A 21,720-nucleotide genomic window follows, 5' to 3' on the forward strand; every position below is an offset into this window, starting at 1 on the left:
ATTATTTTAATCATCAAAGGTTCCATCTGACAAATAAAAATCAATAAAAATAAACAGATGAAATTGTCATTTATAATTATAGACGATAGGGAGCTAGACTGTTATATAGCAGAAAAAATTATCCAGAAAACAGGATTAAGTACAGACAATAAGATATTTTATGATGCTTTTTCTGGTCTAAATTTTATTAAAAACACTCCTGTAACAGACAGTATTATAATTGTTCTTTTAGATATTATGATGCCCGTTATGAATGGCTTCCAATTTATGGAAGCGTTTGAGAAACTACCTGAAGAAATTAAAAATAATTATAGAATTGTAGCAATAACAACTTCTTTAAATAAAAATGATATCAGCGAAATTTCCAGCTACAAATCGGTTATTGGTGTTCTAAAAAAGCCTTACCCCTCCGAAGCATTGGTTAAGGTTTTGCAAATAATAACCGGAGACTTAGGACAGTAACTTTTGGCGTAATAAAAACTCTAACTGGTCATTAGAAGTAGCAAGTTTTCCGTTCATACTTTCTAGCTCTCTTTTTTCTAGAAGAACCTCATACGCTCTATTGATACTGATATCCAATTCTTCTTCATTCCAAGGCTTGGTTAGGTAATGAAATATTTTACCTTTGTTTACAGCATCAACTACGGCGCCCATATCTGCATATCCTGTCAATAAAATACGCATAGGATCAGGATGCGTTTCTAAAACTTTTTCCAAAAATTGCACTCCGGTCATCTGAGGCATTCTTTGGTCTGTAATAATAATATCTACAGCGCTTTTCTCTAATATTTTCAAAGCCTCATCACCACTTATTGCAATAAAAACCTTGTATTTTAGTCTAAAATTAGCTTTGAATGATATAAGATTGTTCTCTTCATCATCAACGTAAAGTATAGCGATTTTTTTGTCTACCATGTTTAAAAATATTAAGCCGTTCTGATACCAAGTACTAAGTAAGTATACAAAAACCAGAAATGCAAAGATAAATTAAAACGAAAGCAATAACCTAAAAAAATAATTTCATTTATAGGATAATTCTTATGCTAACGAATGATTTGGAAGAAGTTTAATCTTTGGCGCAAGCTTTTTCTTCACAGGCTTGTTCAGTACATCATTTTCCGAAATGATGCTGATACATCTAATTTCACTTCTTTAAATTTTTCTACACCATAATCTCGCATCGCTTCTCTTAACTCATCATCAGAAATATCCAGATCGCTCGCTTTTTTGAAATCTAGTTTTCCGTTATGAACAAGTATTTCGAGCTTTTTGTTGATTAAGGCTTTAAATCTTGGACTTTTAAAAAGTAATTTGTTGAATATAAAATTCATTAAAAACAGCACACTCGCAGCAATTATCCCGCCCAATAACTTGTATCAGCGCCAACCATAGCATTTTGGACAGAATTACTGATCAATAAAATAAGTACAATATCAAAAGTGTTTAGTTGCGAAAGTTGCTTTTTACCTGTAATTCTTATCGCAACCAATATAAAAACGTAAACAGATACGCTTCTTACAATGGTCTCAAAATCTCCTGACATATAAATGTAATAACAGCATCTAAATTAAAGTTTTAAAAGGAGATTGATTGATATTTTTTCGCATCAAAGCAATTAGCTAATAGGTTTTTAGCTTAAAAATGCAACTATATATTTATCTTGTGCGCTTAATATCAAAACCATCTTTCAACAAGAAAAACAACAGAAATCAATGCTTAAAACAAAATTATCATTGCTCGTAACAATCCTATTATTTGCGACAGCGTTTACCCAAGCTCAACAACAAAATCCAGACAGCGTACAAACAGCTTTATCTATTTATCGGGCAACACCAGAAAAAATCAACGATTTGGTAAACACAAAGCTGGATGTAAAGTTTGATTATAAAAAAGCTTACCTCTTGGGAAAAGCCTGGATAACTTTAAAGCCACATTTTTATCCAACAGATTCTTTGAACCTCGATGCTAAAGGCATGGAGATTAAAAATGTGTCTATCGTAAATGGGAATATCAGTAGTCCGCTCAAATACAAATATGATGGCTTGGAGCTGAAAATTGATTTAGGTAAAACCTACAAATCATCAGAAAATTATACGGTTTATATTGCTTACACTGCAAAACCTAACGAGTTTAAGGTAAAGGGAAGCGCTGCGATAACGGATGCTAAAGGCTTATATTTTATTAACCCCGATAGTAGTGTAAAAGGTAAGCCGGTGCAAATCTGGACACAGGGAGAAACAGAAGGTTCCTCAGTTTGGTTTCCAACTATTGATAAAACCAATCAGAAAACTACGCAGGAAATCAGCATGACGGTGCTTGATAAATATGTGACACTTTCAAACGGTGCTTTAGTTGCACAAAAGAAAAATGCAGACGGTACCCGTACCGACACTTGGAAAATGGATCAGCCACACGCCCCATATCTTTTTATGATGGCGGTTGGCGATTTTAAGGTTTATCACGATAAGTATAAAAACATTCCTGTTGATTATTATCTGGAGCCAGCTTATGCACCTTACGCAAAAGATATTTTTGGCAAAACGCCTGCAATGATGGATTTTTTCGCAAAAAAGTTGGGCGTAGAATATCCTTGGAATAAATACGCACAGATTGTGGTGCGTGATTATGTAAGTGGAGCTATGGAAAATACCACTGCAACTTTACATGGGGCTTATGTACAACAAACTAAAAGAGAATTATTAGATGGAAGTAACGGCGAAGAAACCATTGCTCACGAGCTTTTTCACCAATGGTTTGGCGATTATGTAACTGCAGAAAGCTGGAGCAATCTGTCTGTTAATGAATCCTTTGCCGATTTTAGCGAAACACTTTGGGCAGAACACTCCAAAAGTCAGGATGCTGGAGATGCACATAATTACGAGTCTATGCAGGCTTATTTATTGTCTCCAGAGGCTAAAAACAAACATTTGGTTCGTTTTCATTATGTAGATAAAGAAGATATGTTTGATGTGGTTACCTATCAAAAAGGTGGTCGCATTTTGAATATGTTGCGTAATTATTTAGGCGAAGAAGCTTTCTTCAAAGGCTTAAATCTTTATCTAAAAACAAATGCACTGGGTAACGGAGAAGCGCACCAGTTACGTTTAGCCTTGGAACAGGTGAGCGGTCGAGATTTGAACTGGTTTTTTAATCAGTGGTATTTTGGATCCGGTCATCCGGAGTTAAATATCAGTTATAAATGGGATGCAGTTACCAAAACACAGACTGTTTATTTAGCACAAACGCAAAAAGAAAATGTTTTTACCCTTCCAATGAAAATTGATGTTTATGAAGGAGGAAAAAAAGTTCGTCATAATTACTGGATGACCACCCGTACCGATTCCATCAGCTTTAAGCTAAACAGTAAACCAAATTTGGTGAATGTGGACGCTGATAAAATTCTTTTGGTCGCTAAAAAGGACGAAAAAAGTTTGGAAGAGTTTGCTTTCCAATACAAAAATGCGCCTTTATACGTAGATCGGTTAGAAGCAATAGCAGCGGCAACAGAAAGAATAAATGAAAAAACAGCTCAAGAGGTATTGGTTGCGGCTTTGAACGATCCATATTTTGGATTAAGAACAGAAGCAATCAATAATTTGAAGTTACAAAACGAAGAAATCAAAAAAGCGGTTTTATCAAAAATCGTTGCCATGGCAAGCACAGACAATAGCACTTTGGTGAGGGCAGCTGCAATTGAGTCGTTGGCAAACTTGCAGGACAAAATTTATAAGCCTTTGTTTATAGAATCGTTGAAAAACCCATCGTATGCGGTTGAAGCTGCTGCTTTAAATGCAGTTGCTGCAATTGACATTTCGCAAGCAAAAGTTTTGGCAAATGGTTTGCAAAAGGATAGTAAAGGTCCATTGGTAGCTTCCATTGTTAATATTTACGGTGTGGAAGGCGGAGATGCCGAGTTCCCTTACGTTTATAATTCTTTTATGGAGGCAGGTACCCAAAGTCAATTTGATATGATCCCAGGTTTGGCAAGTATTTTAATGAATGTGAAGAATATTACTAATTTACAGCAAGGTTTAGATGAACTGCAGATCATGTCGGAGAAGTTTAGCAAATACGGAATACATAAATATGTGAATGTAATGCTGAATAATATTTTAATGGCGAAAAAAGACGATAGAGATAAAGCGCCATTAGCAGATAAAGCCGGTTTTGAAGCACAGATAGCTGCTGTTCAAAAAGCGATTACGGAGCTTGAAAAGCTGTAAAGTATTTTAAGCAACAAAGCCGATTTTCTTTTGAAAATCGGCTTTGTTATAAGAAGTAGTTTTTTAATAGCTTTTACAAGCCTAATGAGCTTCTACACTATTAACTTAAAAACTATTTTGGCATTAAAACCGTGTCTATTACGTGGATAATGCCATTTTTTTGGTTAACATCAGCAATAGTTACATAAGAAGCACCACCTTTTGCATCCCATAATTTTACTTTTTTACCATCCATAGAAGCGTAAAGTTTTTCGCCTTGTACAGTAGTAAAAGTTGCTTTACCTTTTCCTTTTTTAATAGCAGCCATAATATCAGCAGCACTGTATTTACCTGCTAAAACGTGGTAAGTTAAAATTTTGGTTAACGTTGCTTTGTTTTCTGGTTTTACCAAAGTAGCAACCGTACCTGCTGGCAATTTATCAAACGCCTCGTTAGTTGGTGCAAACACCGTGAACGGACCAGCACTTTTTAAAGTTTCAACCAAACCTGCTGCTTTTACTGCGGCAACTAAGGTGGTGTGATCTTTTGAATTTACTGCATTGTCAACAATATCTTTTGTGTTGTACATTGCTGCACCGCCAACCATTGGGTTTTTTTGTGCGAAAGCTTGAGGTGCAAATGCGATAGCTACTAAGGCAAATGCTACTAGAAATAATTTTTTCATATCTGTTTATCTTTATTTGGGATGATTAACGGAGAAAAATCAAAGACGGATTTCAGGAGATGGAAAATAATTATAAACGAAAGAAACTTGGGCATCCGGGCGGGCTTTTCGCTATATCTTTTGCCAAAAAAAGGCAAAAGGATGTCGCTTCAATCCCTGATGCGAACTGCTTAATAGTCAGCACTTTTAGTCGGTAATCTTCAGAAAGCAGCTGAACGAAAGTATTGTTTTGATAAAATTATTTGATTTCGTTTTTTTATTTGTGATACATTGCAACCTTACTGTCGGAAAAATCAAAAGAAGAAGATAAAAATATGGATTTAGCTTTAAGCGTAGTCTCTTACCTGTGTGTTGCTTTTGTAGTGTTGCCAATGGTAAAAAGCGATTTTTGGATATTTAGATCCTTAGAGTATTCAAGGTTTCAAAACTTTTTGCTTTGTGTGGTTTTAGTAGTTCTTTGGCTTATTGATGGGTTGATATTTAGCGGAGAAATAAACTGGTTACCTGCTGTTTTAAACTTTGTATGTATGGTTTATTTGGCTGTAAAGATTTCGCCATATACCACCATCCGAAAAAAAGAGGTATTGGATATTAAAAATAGAAATACGGACAGAGAGTTGAAATTAGTCAATGCTAATGTATTGCAAACTAACAAAGCCTATTCTAATTTGATTGGTCAAATCCAAGAGACCAATCCCGATTTGGTACTTCTTTTAGAAACTGATCGTGATTGGCAACAAGCCACTCAAGTTTTAAAACAAGATTATCCTCATACAGTAGAAGTTCCGCAAAGCAATACTTACGGAATGTTGCTCTACAGTAAACTTGAATTAGAAGAAGCCAAGATTGAATTTTTAGTAAAGAATGATATCCCTTCAATTACTGCTAAAATTGTTTTACCATCAGGCGAAAAAGTGAAGCTTTGGTGTTTACACCCAGAACCACCCGTACCCGGTGAAAGCTTAACATCCACTGCTAAAGATAAGGAACTCTCCATCGTAGCTTTAAAAGTTAAGGAGAGTGAATTACCGGTTATTGTAATGGGAGATTTAAATGATGTTGCTTGGAGCGATACCACATCTCTTTTTACAAAAACCAGCAAACTGCTTGATGTAAGGAAGGGGCGAGGGTTTTACAGTACGTTTTCTGCGCATCATTGGTTTATCCGGTTTCCGCTCGATTATATTTTCTGCTCGTCCAATTTTGGTTTTGTAGCGATGAAACGATTGAAAAAAAACGGTTCGGATCATTTTCCTATTTTCACACATCTAATGCTGGATGAATCGCTTAAACCAGTCCAGCAGAAAGCGCATCCGGATGCAGACGTTATTGACGAAGCAAAAGAAAAAGCATCACAGGCAGTATAAGCTTCCAACCCTAAAAACAAGAATTGAGTGAAATTGCCCGACTGTATAAAATCGTTTGTTCATGGGTAGTCAGTTGATATAGCTGAGTTAATGACAGATAAGTCTTTATAAATGTCTTTTAGAAATTGGCATTGCTTGTGCTTTAAAGTTGTAAATCCAGGTGTAAGCTTCCCCGTTTTTCAGACCACTCAAAAGTAGAATTTCCAATCAACATTCCTGCAACAAATCCGCAGGTGATCTAAAGTTGAGTGCCTGATGTGGGCGGTGATAATTATAGTCTGTCATCCATTCTTCTGTTTTTTCTCTTACCTCACTTAGTGAGTTAAAAATGTAAGCATTCAACAATTCTCTGCGGATGCTCCCATTACATCTTTCGATATAAGCATTCTGTGTAGGCTCTCCGGGTTGAATAAAAAGCAGTTCTACGCCATGTTCCTTTGCCCATTCATCCAGTTTATGCGAGATAAACTCGGGTCCGTTGTCCATCCTTATTTTCAGAGGCAGTCCTCTACACTCTCTGAGCATATCAAGTGTTCTGGTTACTCTTGACGCTGGAAGAGAGGTGTCAGCCTCCATGGCAAGCATCTCACGGTTATAATCGTCAACAACATTCAATAACCTGAACTTCCTTCCGTCCCAAAGGCTGTCGCTCATAAAATCTATAGACCATACCTGATTGATTCCATCGGGTACCGTTAAGGGTTTTTTCACTCTTGCAGGTAGTCTTTTCTTAGCTCTACGACGAATATTGAGTTTCATTGCTGTATATATCCTGTAAACTTTCTTATGGTTCCATTTAAATCCCCTTCGCCGTAATCGATGGTAACATTGCCAAAATCCGATGGAAACATGCTTCTGGGTAAGCAGAATAAGCTCGTGGATTATCTCTCCGTCATCCTCTCTCTTTAACTCGTAGAAACAGCTACTTCTATTCAGTCCAACACATTTACACGCCTGACGATGGCTCACTTTCTTTACCATCTCTTCCACCAACATCTCTTTATCGGCAGGCGTTAAAGCTTTTTTTCTACCGCCTCCTTAAACACTTCGTGTACCAGACTGAGGTTGGCGTACATCTTTTTCAGTCTTGAATTCTCTTCTTCCAGCGCCTTCAATCTGGAAAGCTCTTTCACCTCCATTCCTCCGTAACGCTGTCGCCACTTGTAAAACGATGCGGTGCTGATACCAAGTTCCCGACAGAGATCATGTGCATTTCTGCCACTCTCATGTTCTTTGATTGCCTTGACAATCTGTGTCTCCGTAAATTTGATCCTTTTCATATCCCAATTAAATTTAAAGTTATTAAAATAGCCTCGCTAAGCTCGGGCTAGAATTCTACTTTTAATTGGTCTGAATTTCGGGAAGCTTACAATCTTTAATTATTTTCCCTTTAATTACCCAACGAAGTCTCCAATCATAATGTGCGGGATGAATAATTGGCTTTGTTAACTTCTTAGTTCCTTCGATAAATTCAATATTCCAAAGGTAAGTCGCCTGTGTATTTTCATCTATTGTATGTGGCTCTTCATTCCAAAGTTCAATTGTTTCATCAGCTAGCGTAATATCACTTATTTGACAATGATCCCTCAGAATTGTATAAAGCTTTTTGCTTTGAAGTGAGTCAAAATTGTAATTCTTTGGTGGATCTGGAAATTCTATAAATCCTAAACTCTTCCAGATAGGCTCTGAGGTTTTTGGTGAACATCGTAATTCAACAACATTAATACCTTTGCTTTTTAAGAACTTCAACAACGCAGTTAACAGGTTTTTTCCGAAACCTTTCTTTCTATAAGTTGGTTTTACTTCTGCAATTTCAATTCTAGCAGTCTTATCAGTCAATAAACTCCAGGTTATAAATCCAATGGTTTTATTTTTATAAGTAATTATCACTAATTCATTTTTGTTATATGAGGACTTTATAACATTCCAGTTGCAATAAAAACCCTCTCCTGTTTTATCCCTTTCCTCAATCAACCAATCCTCTATTTCATCCATTTGCTCATTTGAGGGTGTAAGCTTCCCGAAATTCGGTCACAACTTGAGTTGGAACATATTCAGTATGTTCCTTTCCATCTTTTTTTATTTCATTTGTAATATCTCTAACAAAAGAATAAAGGAATAATTTGAGATAATAATTTTTTTTATTTTTTACCCTAAAAATACTAGGGCGTTTAGGGATAAGACTAAAATCAACGATATTTTGGTCTTCTAAAGTTTCAAACTCTGCAATTGTTATATGTTTTATAACCTTATTCTCTCTACTTATTGTTTCCAAAATTGCTGTCTCTGTTTCAAAAGCTGAATAAAACATAGAAATTCCTGAAGGACTAAATCTATTTGGATAGATTGCATTTTTATTTGATGGGGAACATATTTCATTAAAGCTACTTATTTTTGTTTTAGCATCATGCTGTCTACAACGGAACAACTTAGTGCCTTTTGGAATGACCTTTATAATATTTGAGTTTGAAACGATTTTCCCAGCTTCTTTAAGTATGCCATATGCTTTGGACTGGTCGCCATAACCTGAGGAGAATAAATAGCGTGACTTATGTTTTATTATTTCCTTAAAATATTCCCATTGATAGGTTAGTTCATCATTTATATTATCATAGTGTAGATCGGGTTGAGCCCACGCGATATCATCAATTGAATTAACGATATCTTCAATGATTTCAAAAGGTTCCACATTTAGTCCTATCTCATCTTGTATGAGTTCATCGGGAGTATAAATTTCCCCAAGATAACCTCCTTCTTTTGAATCATATCCCATGAAATTGCCTGCATCTTCATAAAAATTTGAAATTTTACCCATTAAGAATTCCATTAAATTTTCGAGAGCTACGACTTTCATGCGTTTTTCACAATAATCACAATATCCAGACTCATAATTTCTTATTATATGGTTGGTTATACTTTTATCTTTAAAATGCTTCGCAAAAATATGCTTATCTGGAATTGAAGATAAATTTCGGGCTTCTAACTCCATCCACTTTTTTTTTGCTCCTCCCATAATGTTGTTTAATTTCGATCTTCGATTACTAGCAAAATTCCTTTCTAATATTTTTGCAAGAAGTTTGAAAATTGGTTCAAACAATTTTAATCTGAATTCTGGAAAGCATTTAATTGCTATCCGTACTCTTTGGAATATTCGTCGAACGTAGAATAATTTTTATGCCCATGACCTTTGATTTTCGCAAGCTTTGTTGAATTAATTCTCAAATGTATGTAATCCACTAGCTCTCCAAATCTTTCAATGGGTAAATTATATAATGTTCTTGTAGGAGCTAATTTAAATTGTTTTTTTAAATGAGCCGAAAATACAGCATATTTTACATTTCCTTTTCCAACTTCATATTCTTTATATTCATTGAAACGCTTTACTAAATGTCCAATGTAATTAGCTTTTGTAGTTTCAAATCCGACACAACCTTGTGGATATTTTGGTTTTGCAGGTTTAGCCTGATTAATGGAAACATTATTATAATCCCCAACAATTGCATTTTTGATTTTGGAGTTAAAATTCACAACTTTTTGTCCTGCAGATTTTGAAACTATAGGACTTTTCATAAGTTCAATCTTTTTTTTGAGCGTTTCAAGTTGACTAATATCTCCTTTTGTAATTTTGGAATGGCAAGTAGAGCAAAGTAGCAACAGGTTTCCAGTGTCATTATTTGACGGATTTTCGTCAATATGATGAATCTCAAAATGCCCAACTTCTTCATTGTCGCAAAAGGGACAAACAGAACCAATTTCCTTTTGAAGTTCAGCCCTTACTTTGTTCTCTTTTGGGACTTTTATCCTTATTTTCTTTTCTGTCATTTTACTTGAAATTTTCTATTGGTACCGGGCTTTTACTTGTCATCGTTTAAGCCTCTTATCTGCAAGTGAAAGATATTTCAAACCACTTTGGTCGAATATATTTTCTGCTCGCTCAATTTGCAATGCAGAATACACTGCATTAGCGAAACCTGGAAGTGCTCCAATAACTGCAACTGTAGTTGAAGCGGATGAAAGACCTTGATATGCTCCAATTAAACCACAAACTGTTCCGAAGAGAATACTTTTAAAATTACCTTCATTCATCTTAACAGTTAATTCTTTTTTTCTTTGAAGCAACTCTGTCAGGTGTGTATCAAACAGATGGGTTCCTTCAATTATATTTGGATTAAGTGCAATTAATTCGACTCTTGTTCGAAAAGCTTCTAGTAATCCCGAATGTTTTTCTTTAAAGCGTCGAAGTTTGGTTAAATCAATATCTTCCGGAAATGGAATTAAACCTGTTAGTACTGTTTCTCTTTTCCTTTGTTGATTTGCAAATGGTTGTCTATAATAAAAAGGTCTTAAAAAATCAGTAGTTGGAAGTCTGTCTGTTTTGGCACTAATAATCGTTGCTAAATAATTCATTAAACTATTAGCTGTTCTTTTTTCGACTGAATACCAATGTCTATCCCCTCTTTCTGCAAGCCCTAGTTTTTGTAACTCTTGAAACACGTTTTCATGAAACTTGTCTGAGTGAATTTGAGTAGTCATAAATTTGGCTTCGTGAATCAGCCCTCGGTTGCCACTCCTAAAGTTATTTTGAGCATTCTGTAATTTGGTTTGATTTTTTTCAATTAAATGAAGAAAAGGTTGCATTACTTCCCAGGGCCTTTCTAATACTTCAATTGTATTTATCGGTGTCACTAATTCACTTCTTACTAATTCAAGCATAAATTCATCATAGTTTCTTTCCGGAGCATGAAAGTATTCTTGAGGAACGATTGATCCGATATTGTCATAGTATAGCAAAGTTCTTAATGTCCAGTCCGTCCTTGGAAGATTAATATATGGATAGTATAATATTTTGCTCATTTTATTATTCTGTAAAACTTGACAACAACGATTCGCTAATTTCTATTGGATTAAAGCATTTTTTTGCTCACGCACTAGGTAGAGGGAGTTTTTTATTTGAAAAAAATTATATCAATTTAACTTGATAAGCTTGTTTTGATTCATATGTTGTTAAACCATAAAACTTGTCAAATTCAGATTTATCATTCATTAATATTCCTCTTGGTTCATTGTTTAACCATTTATTCAAGTTAGCCTCGGTTTTTCCGCTTTCCCTTAAATTAAGGTCTTTACAAATTATTTCAGTATTCTCTTGGAATATCTTTAACATTTTATAGTTTTTATAATGTGTATAATAACTTATATTATGTTCCCAATCTCTAACTGACCTAATTCCTGTAGCAAATCCATTGGTGGCAAGCTCTATATTAAGTCCTGTGTTATTACGAAAATTTATAAGTTTTGGGAAGGTCTCAATTATATGCCTACCAAGGATCAAACTTTTAGGTATTCCGCAAAATTCGAAATATTCTTTCTGGCACCAAGCATTGTACAAAAAGTCTTTCATATCGGGTATTTCGCTAATAGAGTGAATTTCCGCATAAAAACAGTTACTAAAATGGTCTCTAATAAGAAAATTTACTAAATGGCTTTTTCCAGTTTTTTCATAATTTTTCCAGTTAACATCAAATTTTTTCGCTTGATATTTAATTTCCCCACTTTTTAACAAATAATAGTTTTGTGAAATAGAAAAATTTAGTTGATGGACTTGATTTGGATGATCCGTTTTATAACTATGCATATTTTTAATTATGGTTTGTCTTGCAATTCAGTTATTGCACATTTGCTTTTAATACTTCCCATCCAATTGTAGCTACATCTTTAAAGTTATCTATTTTTAATTCAAACTTAACCTCAGAATGAGGAGGGAAAGTTTCATAAATTCTATATTCTTTGCTACCCAATTCAGATTTTGTTTTAGTGTAATATGTGATTTTCACTAATGCATCCTTATATGTTGCTACTGTTGCATTGTTCTTAATAACGCCATGTACCTTTATCTTATCGCCCCAGAAATTTTTATTATAATTTCCATCAGCAGTTAAGAAGTTTAAAGGTTGAGAACGCTCAATCTCTTCTACAGTCATTACTTTCTCTTGGTATGTCTGAGGTGTTTCATAAGTTGAACCTGAACTTTTACTTCCAAAATAATTTATAGAAAATAAGATGATAATTAAACAGACAGCAACACCTCCAATAGATTGAAGAACGATACCAAAATTATTTTTCTTTTCAGGTAATTGTTCAGTGTAATCCATTGGTTGCACAGGAGGTGGATATGATTTATTGTTTTCAAATGGAGGAGGAATAGGACTATTAAATAAGTCTCTTAGTTCGTCAACTTCGCTTATTTTTATCCAATTTTCTAACCCTTCGTACCATATTGGAGTACTTTTATTAATATCTTTTGTTCTTAATTCTTCGATATTGAATGGCCCTTGTGTGTCTTTGCCATCGTTTAAATAAAATTTTTTCATTTGCTATGTTTAGGTTTTCGAATATATTCAAAATATGAATTATGTTTAGGCTATTAGAAAATTAATTTCCAAAAAAAATTCTAGTTCTTAATAACAAGTAGACTTTCCGCGAGTCTTCTTGCGAGTTGAAAAAAAGTTCTTGTTGTAGGAGTTCGCAGAACGAGCAACAAGATATGTATTTCACACAAGGATTTTGGCGGGTGTTATTGCTCCAATAACCCTGACAAAGTCCGAAGCTTTTTTGATGGCGCAAGGCTCGCTGAACTAAATATGCGTTTAGATTTGTTGGTTATAAGCTGAAATGAGTATTTCACGAATGAAAGCTGATGTTCAACAAATATAAAGGAAGCATATATGAGCAAACCGGAGAACTTGGCATATAGAATGACAAATTGCGTAACGTAGTGGAGTAGTGAAGTTGATGTGTCTGAAAGACTAATCAACGCAACGAATTTGGCGTTGTATGTGCGTTCGTAGCCTTTGCGAATGCCTTATTACCTAATGTACTGGCACTGTCTCAACCTATGGAACACAGAACCAAAAACTTTAAGCACTAACCTTTATAAAAACAGAAGAACCTTTCTTCAACCACTTAAGAACGAACAAATCTTACCTTTTCCGTCGGTATGCACCAATGAGGGAGAGGTAAGATTTGCGAGAGTTTTTATATCAATTGCTTGAATTAGCTCTGATACTTTTATTGTTCCGGATCTTCTACAGAAATTATTTCCATATAGCCTTTTGCTCCACAGTTTATGCAATTATCAGAATCGTGAAATCTTTGGGCGGTATTTTTTACAGTAGCTGGATTTTCGTCAGTTAAGCTATTGCATGACCAAGAAGTATTACACCTTTTGCATAAAACATCATAAATTATTTCTCTTATCATAGTTATTGATATTAGAGGCAGACTTTTAAGCCTGCCTTTTAAAATTGATTTTTTATAAATTAATCGCAAGAATAATTTATTGAAGAATAATAAGTCGATTGTCCTTGGTTAATTTTAATTACTTGGGAAACTCTACCCTTATCATTTTTTGTATATTGAAAAGCAGTTTCGTAACCTCCTCCACCTCCGGTCGTTCCTTTTAAAAGATTTCTTGATGGTTTACCGAAAAAAGTATATAGTTCGCTGTTGTTGAAAGTGTAGCCACCAGCTAAAAGATAAGTTTGCGGTGCAACATCATCAAAGTATAGATATGAAATCTTTCTTTGTGAGACATCATTGATGAACTGCTCCTTCTCTACCATATTTCCATTTTGCCACTTGAATGTTGTCTTTTCAACTCCTTCGTTCATTTCCGTTAAATATCCTTGGGTATCATAAGTATAAGTGACATCGTCATTTGTTCCTTCAACTTTCTTTACGATCTGATTTTTATCGTTGATGGTGTAAGTGGTCACATCCACAGAGCCACTTTCATTATATTCTTCTTTTATAGATGTCGCGGTGTATGTATAATTTGTAGAAGGACCATCGGATTCAGCTATTTTAGATATTCTGTCTTGACTATCGTAAGTTACGTTCCAAGTAACGGATTCTGTGTTCTGTGGATCTTCATAAAGGTCTGTGTAAGATGAAACTTTGGTGCAAGTTTCGTCTTTGGAAGTTTCATCACTTTTTTTGCATGCGCCTAGCATAACTGAGGCAGTAAATGCCAACAATAGGATTTTTTTCATAAAATATTAATTTGTTTTTTTACTGGTGCAGACCTAACACCAATGTTTATAAAGCACAATAAGCGCAGGACTTAGCTCATTTGCGTCTAAGAGGTTCGGCAAAAACCTGACAACAACAAACAAGCCAGCCCCGCACTTATTGCGCAGGGTTGAACTTATCCGTTCTTGTTGTCTATTTAATTTTGCCGATTTCTTAGACAAGAACAAATTAAAGCTAACGCTTATATTTTATTTAGATACTCTATCTCTTCTTTAATCTCATTTTTTGATTAAAGCGAAGTTAAAACAAATCTTCATTGTGAAGATAAATTATTTCACTCTTGACTCAATTGCTCATTTCGTTAAGCTCTTGCTCTGAAATTGTAAAAGATACTTTACCCTTTATTCTTACTTCAACAGTTTTTATCTGTGCTATCCTGACTAGCAGAGAAGTATGGAGCATTTGTAAATGACCGTATTTAACCCTCTCTATATAACCTTCAAGCATCATTTGATGGGTGGCGATTGTAGAGCTATCAAATTTATTAGGGCTGTTGATAACCTTTTCGTATTCCTCCAGAGGTGGGATAAACAAAGCATCTTTATGGTCTATTATAAAGATATCCTGAGAGTAAGATATTTCAACCGTACTCAGCTTTGATGCAAAGAAATCTTCTATAAATTCTTTTAAATACTCAGACGCTAGGCTTTCATCTGTTAGATTTTCCATAATGATATAATTAATAAGTAAAGCCTTATCAATGGGAGAACATCAATAAAGCATAATTTGGGTTAAACACTGTCCTGTAATTCGTTATAAGAACATATTCCAATATGGTAGTTGAGCCATTTTACTTTCCACCACATTCCTAAACTGGTGCAGACTGTAAAATCATCACTCATAAAATCCATTCTGTGGAAATGCAGACCTTTCTTGGCAACCAAATCAACAAAGTTGTTGACTTCTTCAAGGCTTAAGAACCTGACAGATGCAAGCTGTCCATCATCTGTATAAGTGTTGTTTGGAACATCCTTAATAAAGTATCTGAGCTTACCAGGATACTTTTCATCCAACGTTTTAATTGGAACAATGAAATTGTAAAATTCAAAATGAATCATAGTTTAAAAATTTAAATTGTTTATAAATGAAAAAGCCCTGGTTGATGAACCAAGGCTTTGAAATGTTTTAGAAAATTGATAATTACACGTGGGTCAATGAATTTATGGTTCGATTCACACGTTATTCGTGTTAAAAATTCATTATTTTTTGAGATTTGCCGGTTTGGATTTTTAAAAATTCAAATTGTAGGCATTAGGTGTGTAATAATGAGTGTGCGGAAGCAATTTCCCCACAATGAGACGACAGGGGTTTCAGGTAATAGAGTCTATGTGCGGAGAGCACAGAGGGGTATGTTTATTTTTTGACTTTTTAAAAAAAAATAAAAATTTTGAAATTGAAAAACCTCGATGTTTTAAGTCGAGGTTTCCTATTTATTTTAAGTTTTCACACTTTCACTATAAGTAAGGGTTTTGTAGGTTTTTTGGTAATTTTCAGGTATAGGATCAAATTCTGCAAAAACGGCACTTTAGCAGAAAAAAGTGTAAAACCTCCGTTTTGAAAATTATAAACTAAGCCTAAGCCACCATTTTTAAGTCAAATTGCGCTCTTAAAATTATAAAGCAATTGATTAGGTTTCCTTTAGAATCTTTCATTTTGCTCTCTTTTATTTCGAATCTGCCAGGTTCTCCCAACTGTTCCGCTGTTGCTGTTCTTTTAATTCCGACTTTATCATAAATGTTCTGAAGTTTTGTCTTGCAGTCTTTTTTAGAATATTTAGCATAGGTCTGGAATTCGTTTGGTAAATATTTCAAAACTTTAACTTCTGCATGGAGTGACTGTTTTTCAATCATTGCTCCCTTCATTGAACGCACATTAAATTTTAATTTTTCACATTCTTCAAATCCCAAAGTGCTGTAAAAATTAAAGGCTTCTTCATTTTCATTTTTTAAAGTTTGGATTGTTGAATCCGTCAAACTGAATAAAAACTCATCTTTGATGTCATCAAGGGATTTGAGTTTCCTTATCAGTCCTTCCAGTTTTTTTGCTTTAGAAATCGTTTTTTCTCCAGTTTTAGAAATTTCTCTTTTGTCTGGATTATCACGTTTTAGACTTAGCGTGAATAATTCATCCTCCCATGCTTTTTTTATAAAATCAATATGATTAAATTGTTCATCGCAGAACTGTTTGTTTACCATTTGATCAATTTTATAAGTAGCAATTTTGGCGACTTTAGTTTCTGTATCAAGATCAGCATATTGTTTTATAAAATCCAGTTCGTCCTGATTCGGCTGTATCGAAATTTCACGATAAAGGGCTAATCTTTTATTATAGTGTTCTAGGTTTAATTCTGCTCTTAGATAATATTCTTTTTCTAAATCTTTTTGGGTCTTCATTTGGTTAATGTTTCTGTGGTTGGTTAAATGTATCAGCTTTGAATTTTTAGTTCTTTCCCTCCCAAATGCCTGAACTCCCTTGTTTGAAAGTCCTACTTTGGTATGAGGTAAATAAACATCCGTAACCAGAATGAGCATTCCATTTATATCTTTTAAATCCCATCCCTCTGTATATTTTGCTGTATAAAAATTAATTTTGGCAAACTCATTATTGGGTTTAGGTTTAAAATAAATTGATTCCTCTCCCATGGTCTCAAAGTTTTTTTCATTCTCACTACAAAAAATATTGCAGTCAGTGATTTTAGAATTCTTTATAGCCTCAGTTATCTGAGTTACGGAATTAAAAAAAACATGTAAGTTTTCTTTTCTATTTTCCTGACTCTGTAGAAACAACTGAAGTGTCTGTTGTGGCTGTTTTGTTTCAATAAGTAGCATATTCCCCAACTTCGCTTCTTTAGGGAAATTAATTTTATGATAGCTAAGCCTGCTCATATTCGGGTCACTAAAAATATATGGAGTGGCGGATATGAAGGATTTTTTATCAAATTCCCATAAATATTTTAACGGCGATAAAATTTTCTTCCTAAAGTCTTCTGTTACTAATGAGTGCGATTCATCAATCAAAAGGAAATAATTTTTATATAATTTATCCAATATTCCAAGTTTTTCCGAAGCCTTGATTATTTTTTCAAAACTATCTGGAGTGACGATTATTTTTCTCGCCTTTTTAGGCGTTTTAAGGTAATCTTTTACGTGTTCAGTAGTTACTCCGGATTTAATCGGGAAGATGCTTTGTTTCAGTTCTATGGTCTCTTGGTCGTCTTCATTTTCGATGACTGTTTTATCGTCTATAATTCCTGTAGTAGGCACAACTATTATAGAATGCCTGGTTTTATCTTTTAGTTCAAGTGTTGTCCCGCCAATTCCGCATCTTCCTTTGTCTATAAATGCGTTTGCTGGGATCTGTTTAAATGCTGTATCGATATAGTCATCGATATTTAAGGTATAAGATACCTCATTGTTAAATTTCATTATTGATTTTTGGATATTAAATATTAAAAATCTCGAAGTTGAATTATCTGAACTTTTAGGAACTGGCTAATATTTTAGGAATTATTAGCTATTAAAAAACAAACTCACTCGCGAAGTAAAGTTTGTCTGTATTTAATATCCTTTTGAAAAATCTTGTGTTTTCTTTAATAGAATTAACATAAAGATACGAAATTTCGAGGAATTTTTAAAAAATAATGAGCTTTAAATCAGGCAAATATCAATTATAACGGGAGGATTAGGATAGATTCATTGCAAGACTATTTGAATTTTCATAAATTTGTATTATTATCTAGAAACATAGATAATGTAAGTTATTTGACGTATTGTAAGTAAAAACCAGCCATATAGGGCTGACGATTGTCCTCTTAAGCATAGGAATAAATGCTTTGTCTCAGTCCACTTAGAATTCAGCTATAGTTAGTGGACTTTTAAAAAAAAAATAATTATAATGAAACATAATAACACGGCTATAGCTGATAGCCAAAAATTAGAAATGAATATTGACGTATTAAATTACGCTCAAAAACAAAGGTATTATTACCTTTTTCCAATATATAACGACCATTCGGTTGTTGTTAACTTGGTACTAAATATTCAAGGTCGAGGAAGAAATTCTTGGACAAATATTAACAAAAAAATCTCTCTTTTGAATGATTCAGAACGTGATATTCAACAATACCACGATGCAATTTATGATAATTTCGAAATAGATGAAGTCTATTCTCCTGCGGAAACAATAGGAATAGTAGCAGATGTTAGGAGAGACTTAGGTCTTCCTCCTTATATTAACAGACTAAAAAAGTTTTGCGAAGAAGATTTTTTCAATTTGTTTATTGTTGACGATGTTTTTGAAGACATCATCGTTGGCCAAGAGGTTCAAAAAAAGTTTATTGGTTATAAACCAGTAGTTAGATTGAAACCAGAAGATTAGTCTTCAATTATTAAAAAAACTTACTTACGATATTTAAATAACAAGAGAAGCCCACTTATTTTTAGGTGGGCTTTTTTAGTTTTAAAAAGCGGGATGCTCTAAATTCTTAATATTGAGTCAATCTTAAACTTACTACGGTTTCTAAGTATTTTATGATTTCTGCGCCATCATGCGCCAAGATATGCGCCAAATAAATCCATTTGTTTTAGTTATTTTCTATCTTTGATTAATTAACTTATTATTTAACAGTTGACTTGCCAATAAGATAGAATTGGTTAAATATCGCTTTAAACCCCATTTAAACGCATAAAAAAAGCCTCACATTTCTGTGAAGCTTTCTGTTTTGGGTGTGGTGCCTGCTGGGATCGAACCAGCGACACAAGGATTTTCAGTCCTTTGCTCTACCGACTGAGCTAAGGCACCCGCCGTTCCCGTTTGAAATATTTCGTTCGTTTCGGGATTGCAAATGTAGGTTCTTTTTACTTAAAACCAAATGTTTTGTAAAAAAAAACATGGAAGACTCTTCGGTTTTTCCATAATTATCTCAACTTCAATTGATTATTTTTTAAAATTTTAGACATATATAAGTTCCTTAATTTAAATCACTCTAAATAATAAATAATATGCAAGCATAGTAATTTTTTCAAAGGCTATTCATTAACTTAGCTTTATAAACGCTAAATAAATGATTGCACAACTAATTTTTATGCTTGCTTTTGGGTTAGCGGTGGTTTTCTTTACCATTCAGGTTAAAAAAATCATCAGAAACATCAATCTAGGCAAAGACCTCCATCGCAAAGATCAACCTGCTAAACGGTGGGCAGTTATGGCTAAAGTAGCGCTAGGTCAAAGTAAAATGGTGGTCCGTCCTGTGGCGGGCATCATGCACATTTTCGTTTATGTCGGTTTTGTTATTATCAACCTTGAGGTGTTAGAAATTATTATCGACGGTATTTTCGGTACCCACCGTATATTTTCATTTTTAGGGGGTTTTTATAGTTTCTTGATTGCCTCGTTTGAAATATTAGCACTATTGGTATTAGTTGGCGTATTCGTTTTTCTAGCTCGTCGTTTAGTTTTAGGGCTGAAGAGATTTTCGGGTGTAGAGATGACCAATTGGCCTAAATCAGATGCCATTTATATCCTAATTATTGAAGTGCTTTTAATGTCGGCTTTTTTAACCATGAACGCAGCCGATTATAAATTGCAACTATTAGGCTATGGTCATTATGTTTTAGCAGGTAGTTTCCCCGTATCCCAGTTTTTAGTCAATCTTTTGCCGGCAGATGCTAGCAATTTGGTCATGATAGAGCGTAGCTGTTGGTGGTTTCATATCATCGGGATTCTAGCTTTTCTTAATTACCTGCCAATTTCAAAACATTTTCATATCATATTGGCTTTTCCAAATACTTGGTTCAGCAACTTAAATCCGAAAGGACAATTTAACAATATGGAATCCGTAAACAACGAAGTGAAAGCAATGTTGGATCCATCTTTTCTACCTCCACCTGCAGATACAAATTCGAAGTTTGGAGCAAAAGACGTTAAGGATTTAAATTGGGTACAGCTAATGAACGCTTACACTTGTACAGAATGTGGTCGATGTACATCCGTTTGTCCGGCAAATATTACGGGAAAATTGCTTTCGCCACGTAAAATTATGATGGACACCCGCGATAGACTTGATGAATATGGTAAAGGAGTAGCTAAACAAGGAAAAGATTTTGATGATGGGAAATCGCTGTTGGATAATTACGTTAGTCGCGAAGAAATATGGGCCTGCACCAGCTGTAATGCGTGTGTAGAAGCTTGTCCGATAGCTATTGATCCACTTTCCATTATAATGGATTTGCGTCGTTATGCAGTAATGGAAGAGTCGAACGTAACGGCTAGTTTAAACGCCATGTTCTCCAATGTAGAAAATAACGGAGCGCCATGGAAATACTCGCCTGCCGATAGGTTGAATTGGGCGAAAGAAGATAGTTGAGACAAAAGACCCAAGAATCAAGATTTGAAGATCGTTTAAACAAAATTTTCTTTATATCAGATTTTACCAAAATACGATTTAGAAGTATAACAAACAAACCAACCCTATTATAAACAAGTCCCTCTCCTTTGGAGAGGGATTTAGGGTGAGGCACCTAACCACCTAACCACCTACAAAAAATGATAGAAAATATAAAAGTACCAACGATGGCAGAAATGGTTGCCCAGGGAGAGAAGCCAGAGATTCTGTTTTGGGTTGGCTGTGCCGGAAGTTATGACGAAAGAGCACAACGCATTACCAAGGCATTTGCTAAAATATTAAACCACGTAGCCATTAAGTTTGCCGTATTGGGGACAGAAGAAAGTTGCACCGGTGATCCTGCTAAAAGAGCCGGTAATGAGTTTTTGTTTCAGATGCAGGCCATGACTAATATTCAGGTTTTGGATGGTTATGAAATAAAGAAGATTGTTACCGCTTGTCCGCATTGTTTCAATACCATTAAAAATGAATACCCGGGTTTGGGTGGTAACTACGAAGTAATCCACCATACCCAATTGATTCAAGATCTAATAAATGAGGGAAAGCTTAAAGCGGAAGGAGGAGAGTTTAAAGGTAAAAAAATAACTTTTCACGACCCTTGTTATCTAGGTAGGGGTAATGATGTTTATGAAGCTCCACGAAGAGCTTTAGAAGTATTAGATGCAGATTTGGTGGAAATGAAGCGTTGCAAGTCTAACGGCCTGTGTTGTGGTGCGGGTGGCGCTCAAATGTTTAAAGAACCAGAAAAAGGTAAAAAAGACATAAATGTAGAGCGCATGGAAGATGTTTTAGAAGCTAAAGCTGAAATTGTGGCTACGGGTTGTCCGTTCTGTATGACAATGATTAACGATGGTGTTAAACATTTTGAAAAGGAGCAAGAAATTCAAGTTCTGGATATTGCAGAGATTACAGCAAAAGTAAACGGACTTTAAGCAAGCTGATGCAATTATTGCAGACAAGTTTATTAAAACA

Annotated in this window: 21 protein-coding genes and 1 tRNA gene; 6 read left to right on the forward strand and 16 right to left on the reverse strand. The window is 34.5% G+C overall.

The annotated features are described in order from the left end of the window. Window positions 1-57: 57 nt before the first annotated feature. Window positions 58-462 carry a response regulator gene (locus tag B176_RS0105660; protein WP_017257817.1) on the forward strand — a complete coding sequence of 135 codons (405 nt, stop codon included), beginning with the start codon at window positions 58-60 and terminating at the stop codon, window positions 460-462. Here B176_RS0105660 and B176_RS0105665 read toward each other — a convergent pair. From B176_RS0105665 to B176_RS21210, 3 genes are all read right to left on the reverse strand, one after another. Further along, window positions 451-915, reverse strand: coding sequence for a response regulator (locus B176_RS0105665; protein WP_017257818.1), 465 nt, complete (start codon window positions 913-915; stop codon window positions 451-453). The genes B176_RS0105660 and B176_RS0105665 overlap by 12 nt on opposite strands. 188 nt (window positions 916-1,103) lie before the next feature. After that, window positions 1,104-1,331 carry a YetF domain-containing protein gene (locus B176_RS21205; RefSeq protein ID WP_051129995.1) on the reverse strand — a complete coding sequence of 76 codons (228 nt, stop codon included), beginning with the start codon at window positions 1,329-1,331 and terminating at the stop codon, window positions 1,104-1,106. A 23-nt stretch (window positions 1,332-1,354) separates the two neighbouring features. Beyond that, window positions 1,355-1,543, reverse strand: a complete 189-nt coding sequence (locus tag B176_RS21210) for a DUF421 domain-containing protein (RefSeq protein WP_051129996.1) — start codon at window positions 1,541-1,543, stop codon at window positions 1,355-1,357. Between the two features lie 190 nt (window positions 1,544-1,733). On the opposite strand from B176_RS21210, the gene B176_RS0105675 reads away from it, so the two are divergent. After that, window positions 1,734-4,223 carry a M1 family metallopeptidase gene (locus tag B176_RS0105675; RefSeq protein WP_161603011.1) on the forward strand — a complete coding sequence of 830 codons (2,490 nt, stop codon included), beginning with the start codon at window positions 1,734-1,736 and terminating at the stop codon, window positions 4,221-4,223. A 112-nt stretch (window positions 4,224-4,335) separates the two neighbouring features. Here the strand turns inward: B176_RS0105675 and B176_RS0105680 are convergent, their stop codons facing one another. Next, window positions 4,336-4,887 (reverse strand): fasciclin domain-containing protein, encoded by a 552-nt coding sequence (locus tag B176_RS0105680; protein WP_017257820.1) that lies wholly within the window; start codon window positions 4,885-4,887, stop codon window positions 4,336-4,338. A gap of 314 nt (window positions 4,888-5,201) precedes the next feature. On the opposite strand from B176_RS0105680, the gene B176_RS0105685 reads away from it, so the two are divergent. Next, a complete protein-coding gene (locus B176_RS0105685) occupies window positions 5,202-6,254 on the forward strand; it encodes an endonuclease/exonuclease/phosphatase family protein (RefSeq protein WP_017257821.1) in 1,053 nt (350 codons plus the stop codon). Window positions 6,255-6,461: 207 nt separating this feature from the next. On the opposite strand, the gene B176_RS0105690 is transcribed toward B176_RS0105685, so the two are convergent. The 11 genes from B176_RS0105690 to B176_RS0105755 all read right to left on the reverse strand — a co-directional run bounded on the left by B176_RS0105690 (window position 6,462) and on the right by B176_RS0105755 (window position 17,770). Further along, a protein-coding gene (locus tag B176_RS0105690; protein ID WP_085997931.1) for an IS3 family transposase occupies window positions 6,462-7,534 on the reverse strand; the annotation gives its coding sequence in 2 pieces (ribosomal slippage) (window positions 6,462-7,273 and window positions 7,273-7,534; 1,074 coding nt in all). A 61-nt stretch (window positions 7,535-7,595) separates the two neighbouring features. Further along, window positions 7,596-8,249, reverse strand: a complete 654-nt coding sequence (locus B176_RS0105700) for a GNAT family N-acetyltransferase (protein WP_017257824.1) — start codon at window positions 8,247-8,249, stop codon at window positions 7,596-7,598. Window positions 8,250-8,253: 4 nt separating this feature from the next. Then, window positions 8,254-9,351, reverse strand: coding sequence for a HEPN-associated N-terminal domain-containing protein (locus B176_RS0105705; protein ID WP_237739803.1), 1,098 nt, complete (start codon window positions 9,349-9,351; stop codon window positions 8,254-8,256). A gap of 32 nt (window positions 9,352-9,383) precedes the next feature. Beyond that, window positions 9,384-10,076, reverse strand: a complete 693-nt coding sequence (locus B176_RS0105710) for an HNH endonuclease signature motif containing protein (protein WP_017257826.1) — start codon at window positions 10,074-10,076, stop codon at window positions 9,384-9,386. Window positions 10,077-10,115: 39 nt separating this feature from the next. Continuing rightward, the gene (locus B176_RS0105715) at window positions 10,116-11,108 is read right to left on the reverse strand and encodes a hypothetical protein (protein WP_017257827.1); all 993 of its coding nucleotides are present in this window, start codon (window positions 11,106-11,108) and stop codon (window positions 10,116-10,118) included. Window positions 11,109-11,214: 106 nt separating this feature from the next. Continuing rightward, window positions 11,215-11,889: a hypothetical protein gene (locus B176_RS20165; protein WP_017257828.1), complete on the reverse strand. Its 675-nt coding sequence runs from the start codon at window positions 11,887-11,889 to the stop codon at window positions 11,215-11,217. Window positions 11,890-11,920: 31 nt separating this feature from the next. Further along, window positions 11,921-12,625 carry a DUF4339 domain-containing protein gene (locus tag B176_RS0105730; RefSeq protein WP_017257829.1) on the reverse strand — a complete coding sequence of 235 codons (705 nt, stop codon included), beginning with the start codon at window positions 12,623-12,625 and terminating at the stop codon, window positions 11,921-11,923. Window positions 12,626-13,573: 948 nt separating this feature from the next. After that, window positions 13,574-14,305, reverse strand: a complete 732-nt coding sequence (locus B176_RS0105735; protein ID WP_017257830.1) for a hypothetical protein — start codon at window positions 14,303-14,305, stop codon at window positions 13,574-13,576. A gap of 325 nt (window positions 14,306-14,630) precedes the next feature. Continuing rightward, window positions 14,631-15,014 carry a hypothetical protein gene (locus tag B176_RS0105740; protein WP_017257831.1) on the reverse strand — a complete coding sequence of 128 codons (384 nt, stop codon included), beginning with the start codon at window positions 15,012-15,014 and terminating at the stop codon, window positions 14,631-14,633. Window positions 15,015-15,076: 62 nt separating this feature from the next. Then, a complete protein-coding gene (locus B176_RS0105745; RefSeq protein WP_017257832.1) occupies window positions 15,077-15,403 on the reverse strand; it encodes a hypothetical protein in 327 nt (108 codons plus the stop codon). 516 nt (window positions 15,404-15,919) lie between these two features. After that, on the reverse strand, window positions 15,920-17,770 hold the full coding sequence (locus tag B176_RS0105755; protein ID WP_017257834.1) for a DEAD/DEAH box helicase family protein: 1,851 nt from the start codon (window positions 17,768-17,770) through the stop codon (window positions 15,920-15,922). Between the two features lie 469 nt (window positions 17,771-18,239). Between B176_RS0105755 and B176_RS0105760 the strand changes: the two genes are divergently transcribed. Next, a complete protein-coding gene (locus B176_RS0105760) occupies window positions 18,240-18,722 on the forward strand; it encodes a hypothetical protein (RefSeq protein WP_017257835.1) in 483 nt (160 codons plus the stop codon). 350 nt (window positions 18,723-19,072) lie between these two features. Here B176_RS0105760 and B176_RS0105765 read toward each other — a convergent pair. Continuing rightward, window positions 19,073-19,145 (reverse strand) — tRNA-Phe (locus tag B176_RS0105765). Between the two features lie 262 nt (window positions 19,146-19,407). Between B176_RS0105765 and B176_RS0105770 the strand changes: the two genes are divergently transcribed. Both B176_RS0105770 and B176_RS0105775 read left to right on the forward strand, forming a co-directional pair. Continuing rightward, window positions 19,408-20,709: a (Fe-S)-binding protein gene (locus tag B176_RS0105770; protein WP_017257836.1), complete on the forward strand. Its 1,302-nt coding sequence runs from the start codon at window positions 19,408-19,410 to the stop codon at window positions 20,707-20,709. 179 nt (window positions 20,710-20,888) lie between these two features. Next, entirely contained in the window at window positions 20,889-21,680 is a 792-nt protein-coding gene (locus B176_RS0105775; protein WP_017257837.1) for a (Fe-S)-binding protein, read from the forward strand. Window positions 21,681-21,720: the final 40 nt, after the last annotated feature.

Source organism: Pedobacter arcticus A12, assembly GCF_000302595.1.
Taxonomy (GTDB): Bacteria; Bacteroidota; Bacteroidia; order Sphingobacteriales; family Sphingobacteriaceae; genus Pseudopedobacter; species Pseudopedobacter arcticus.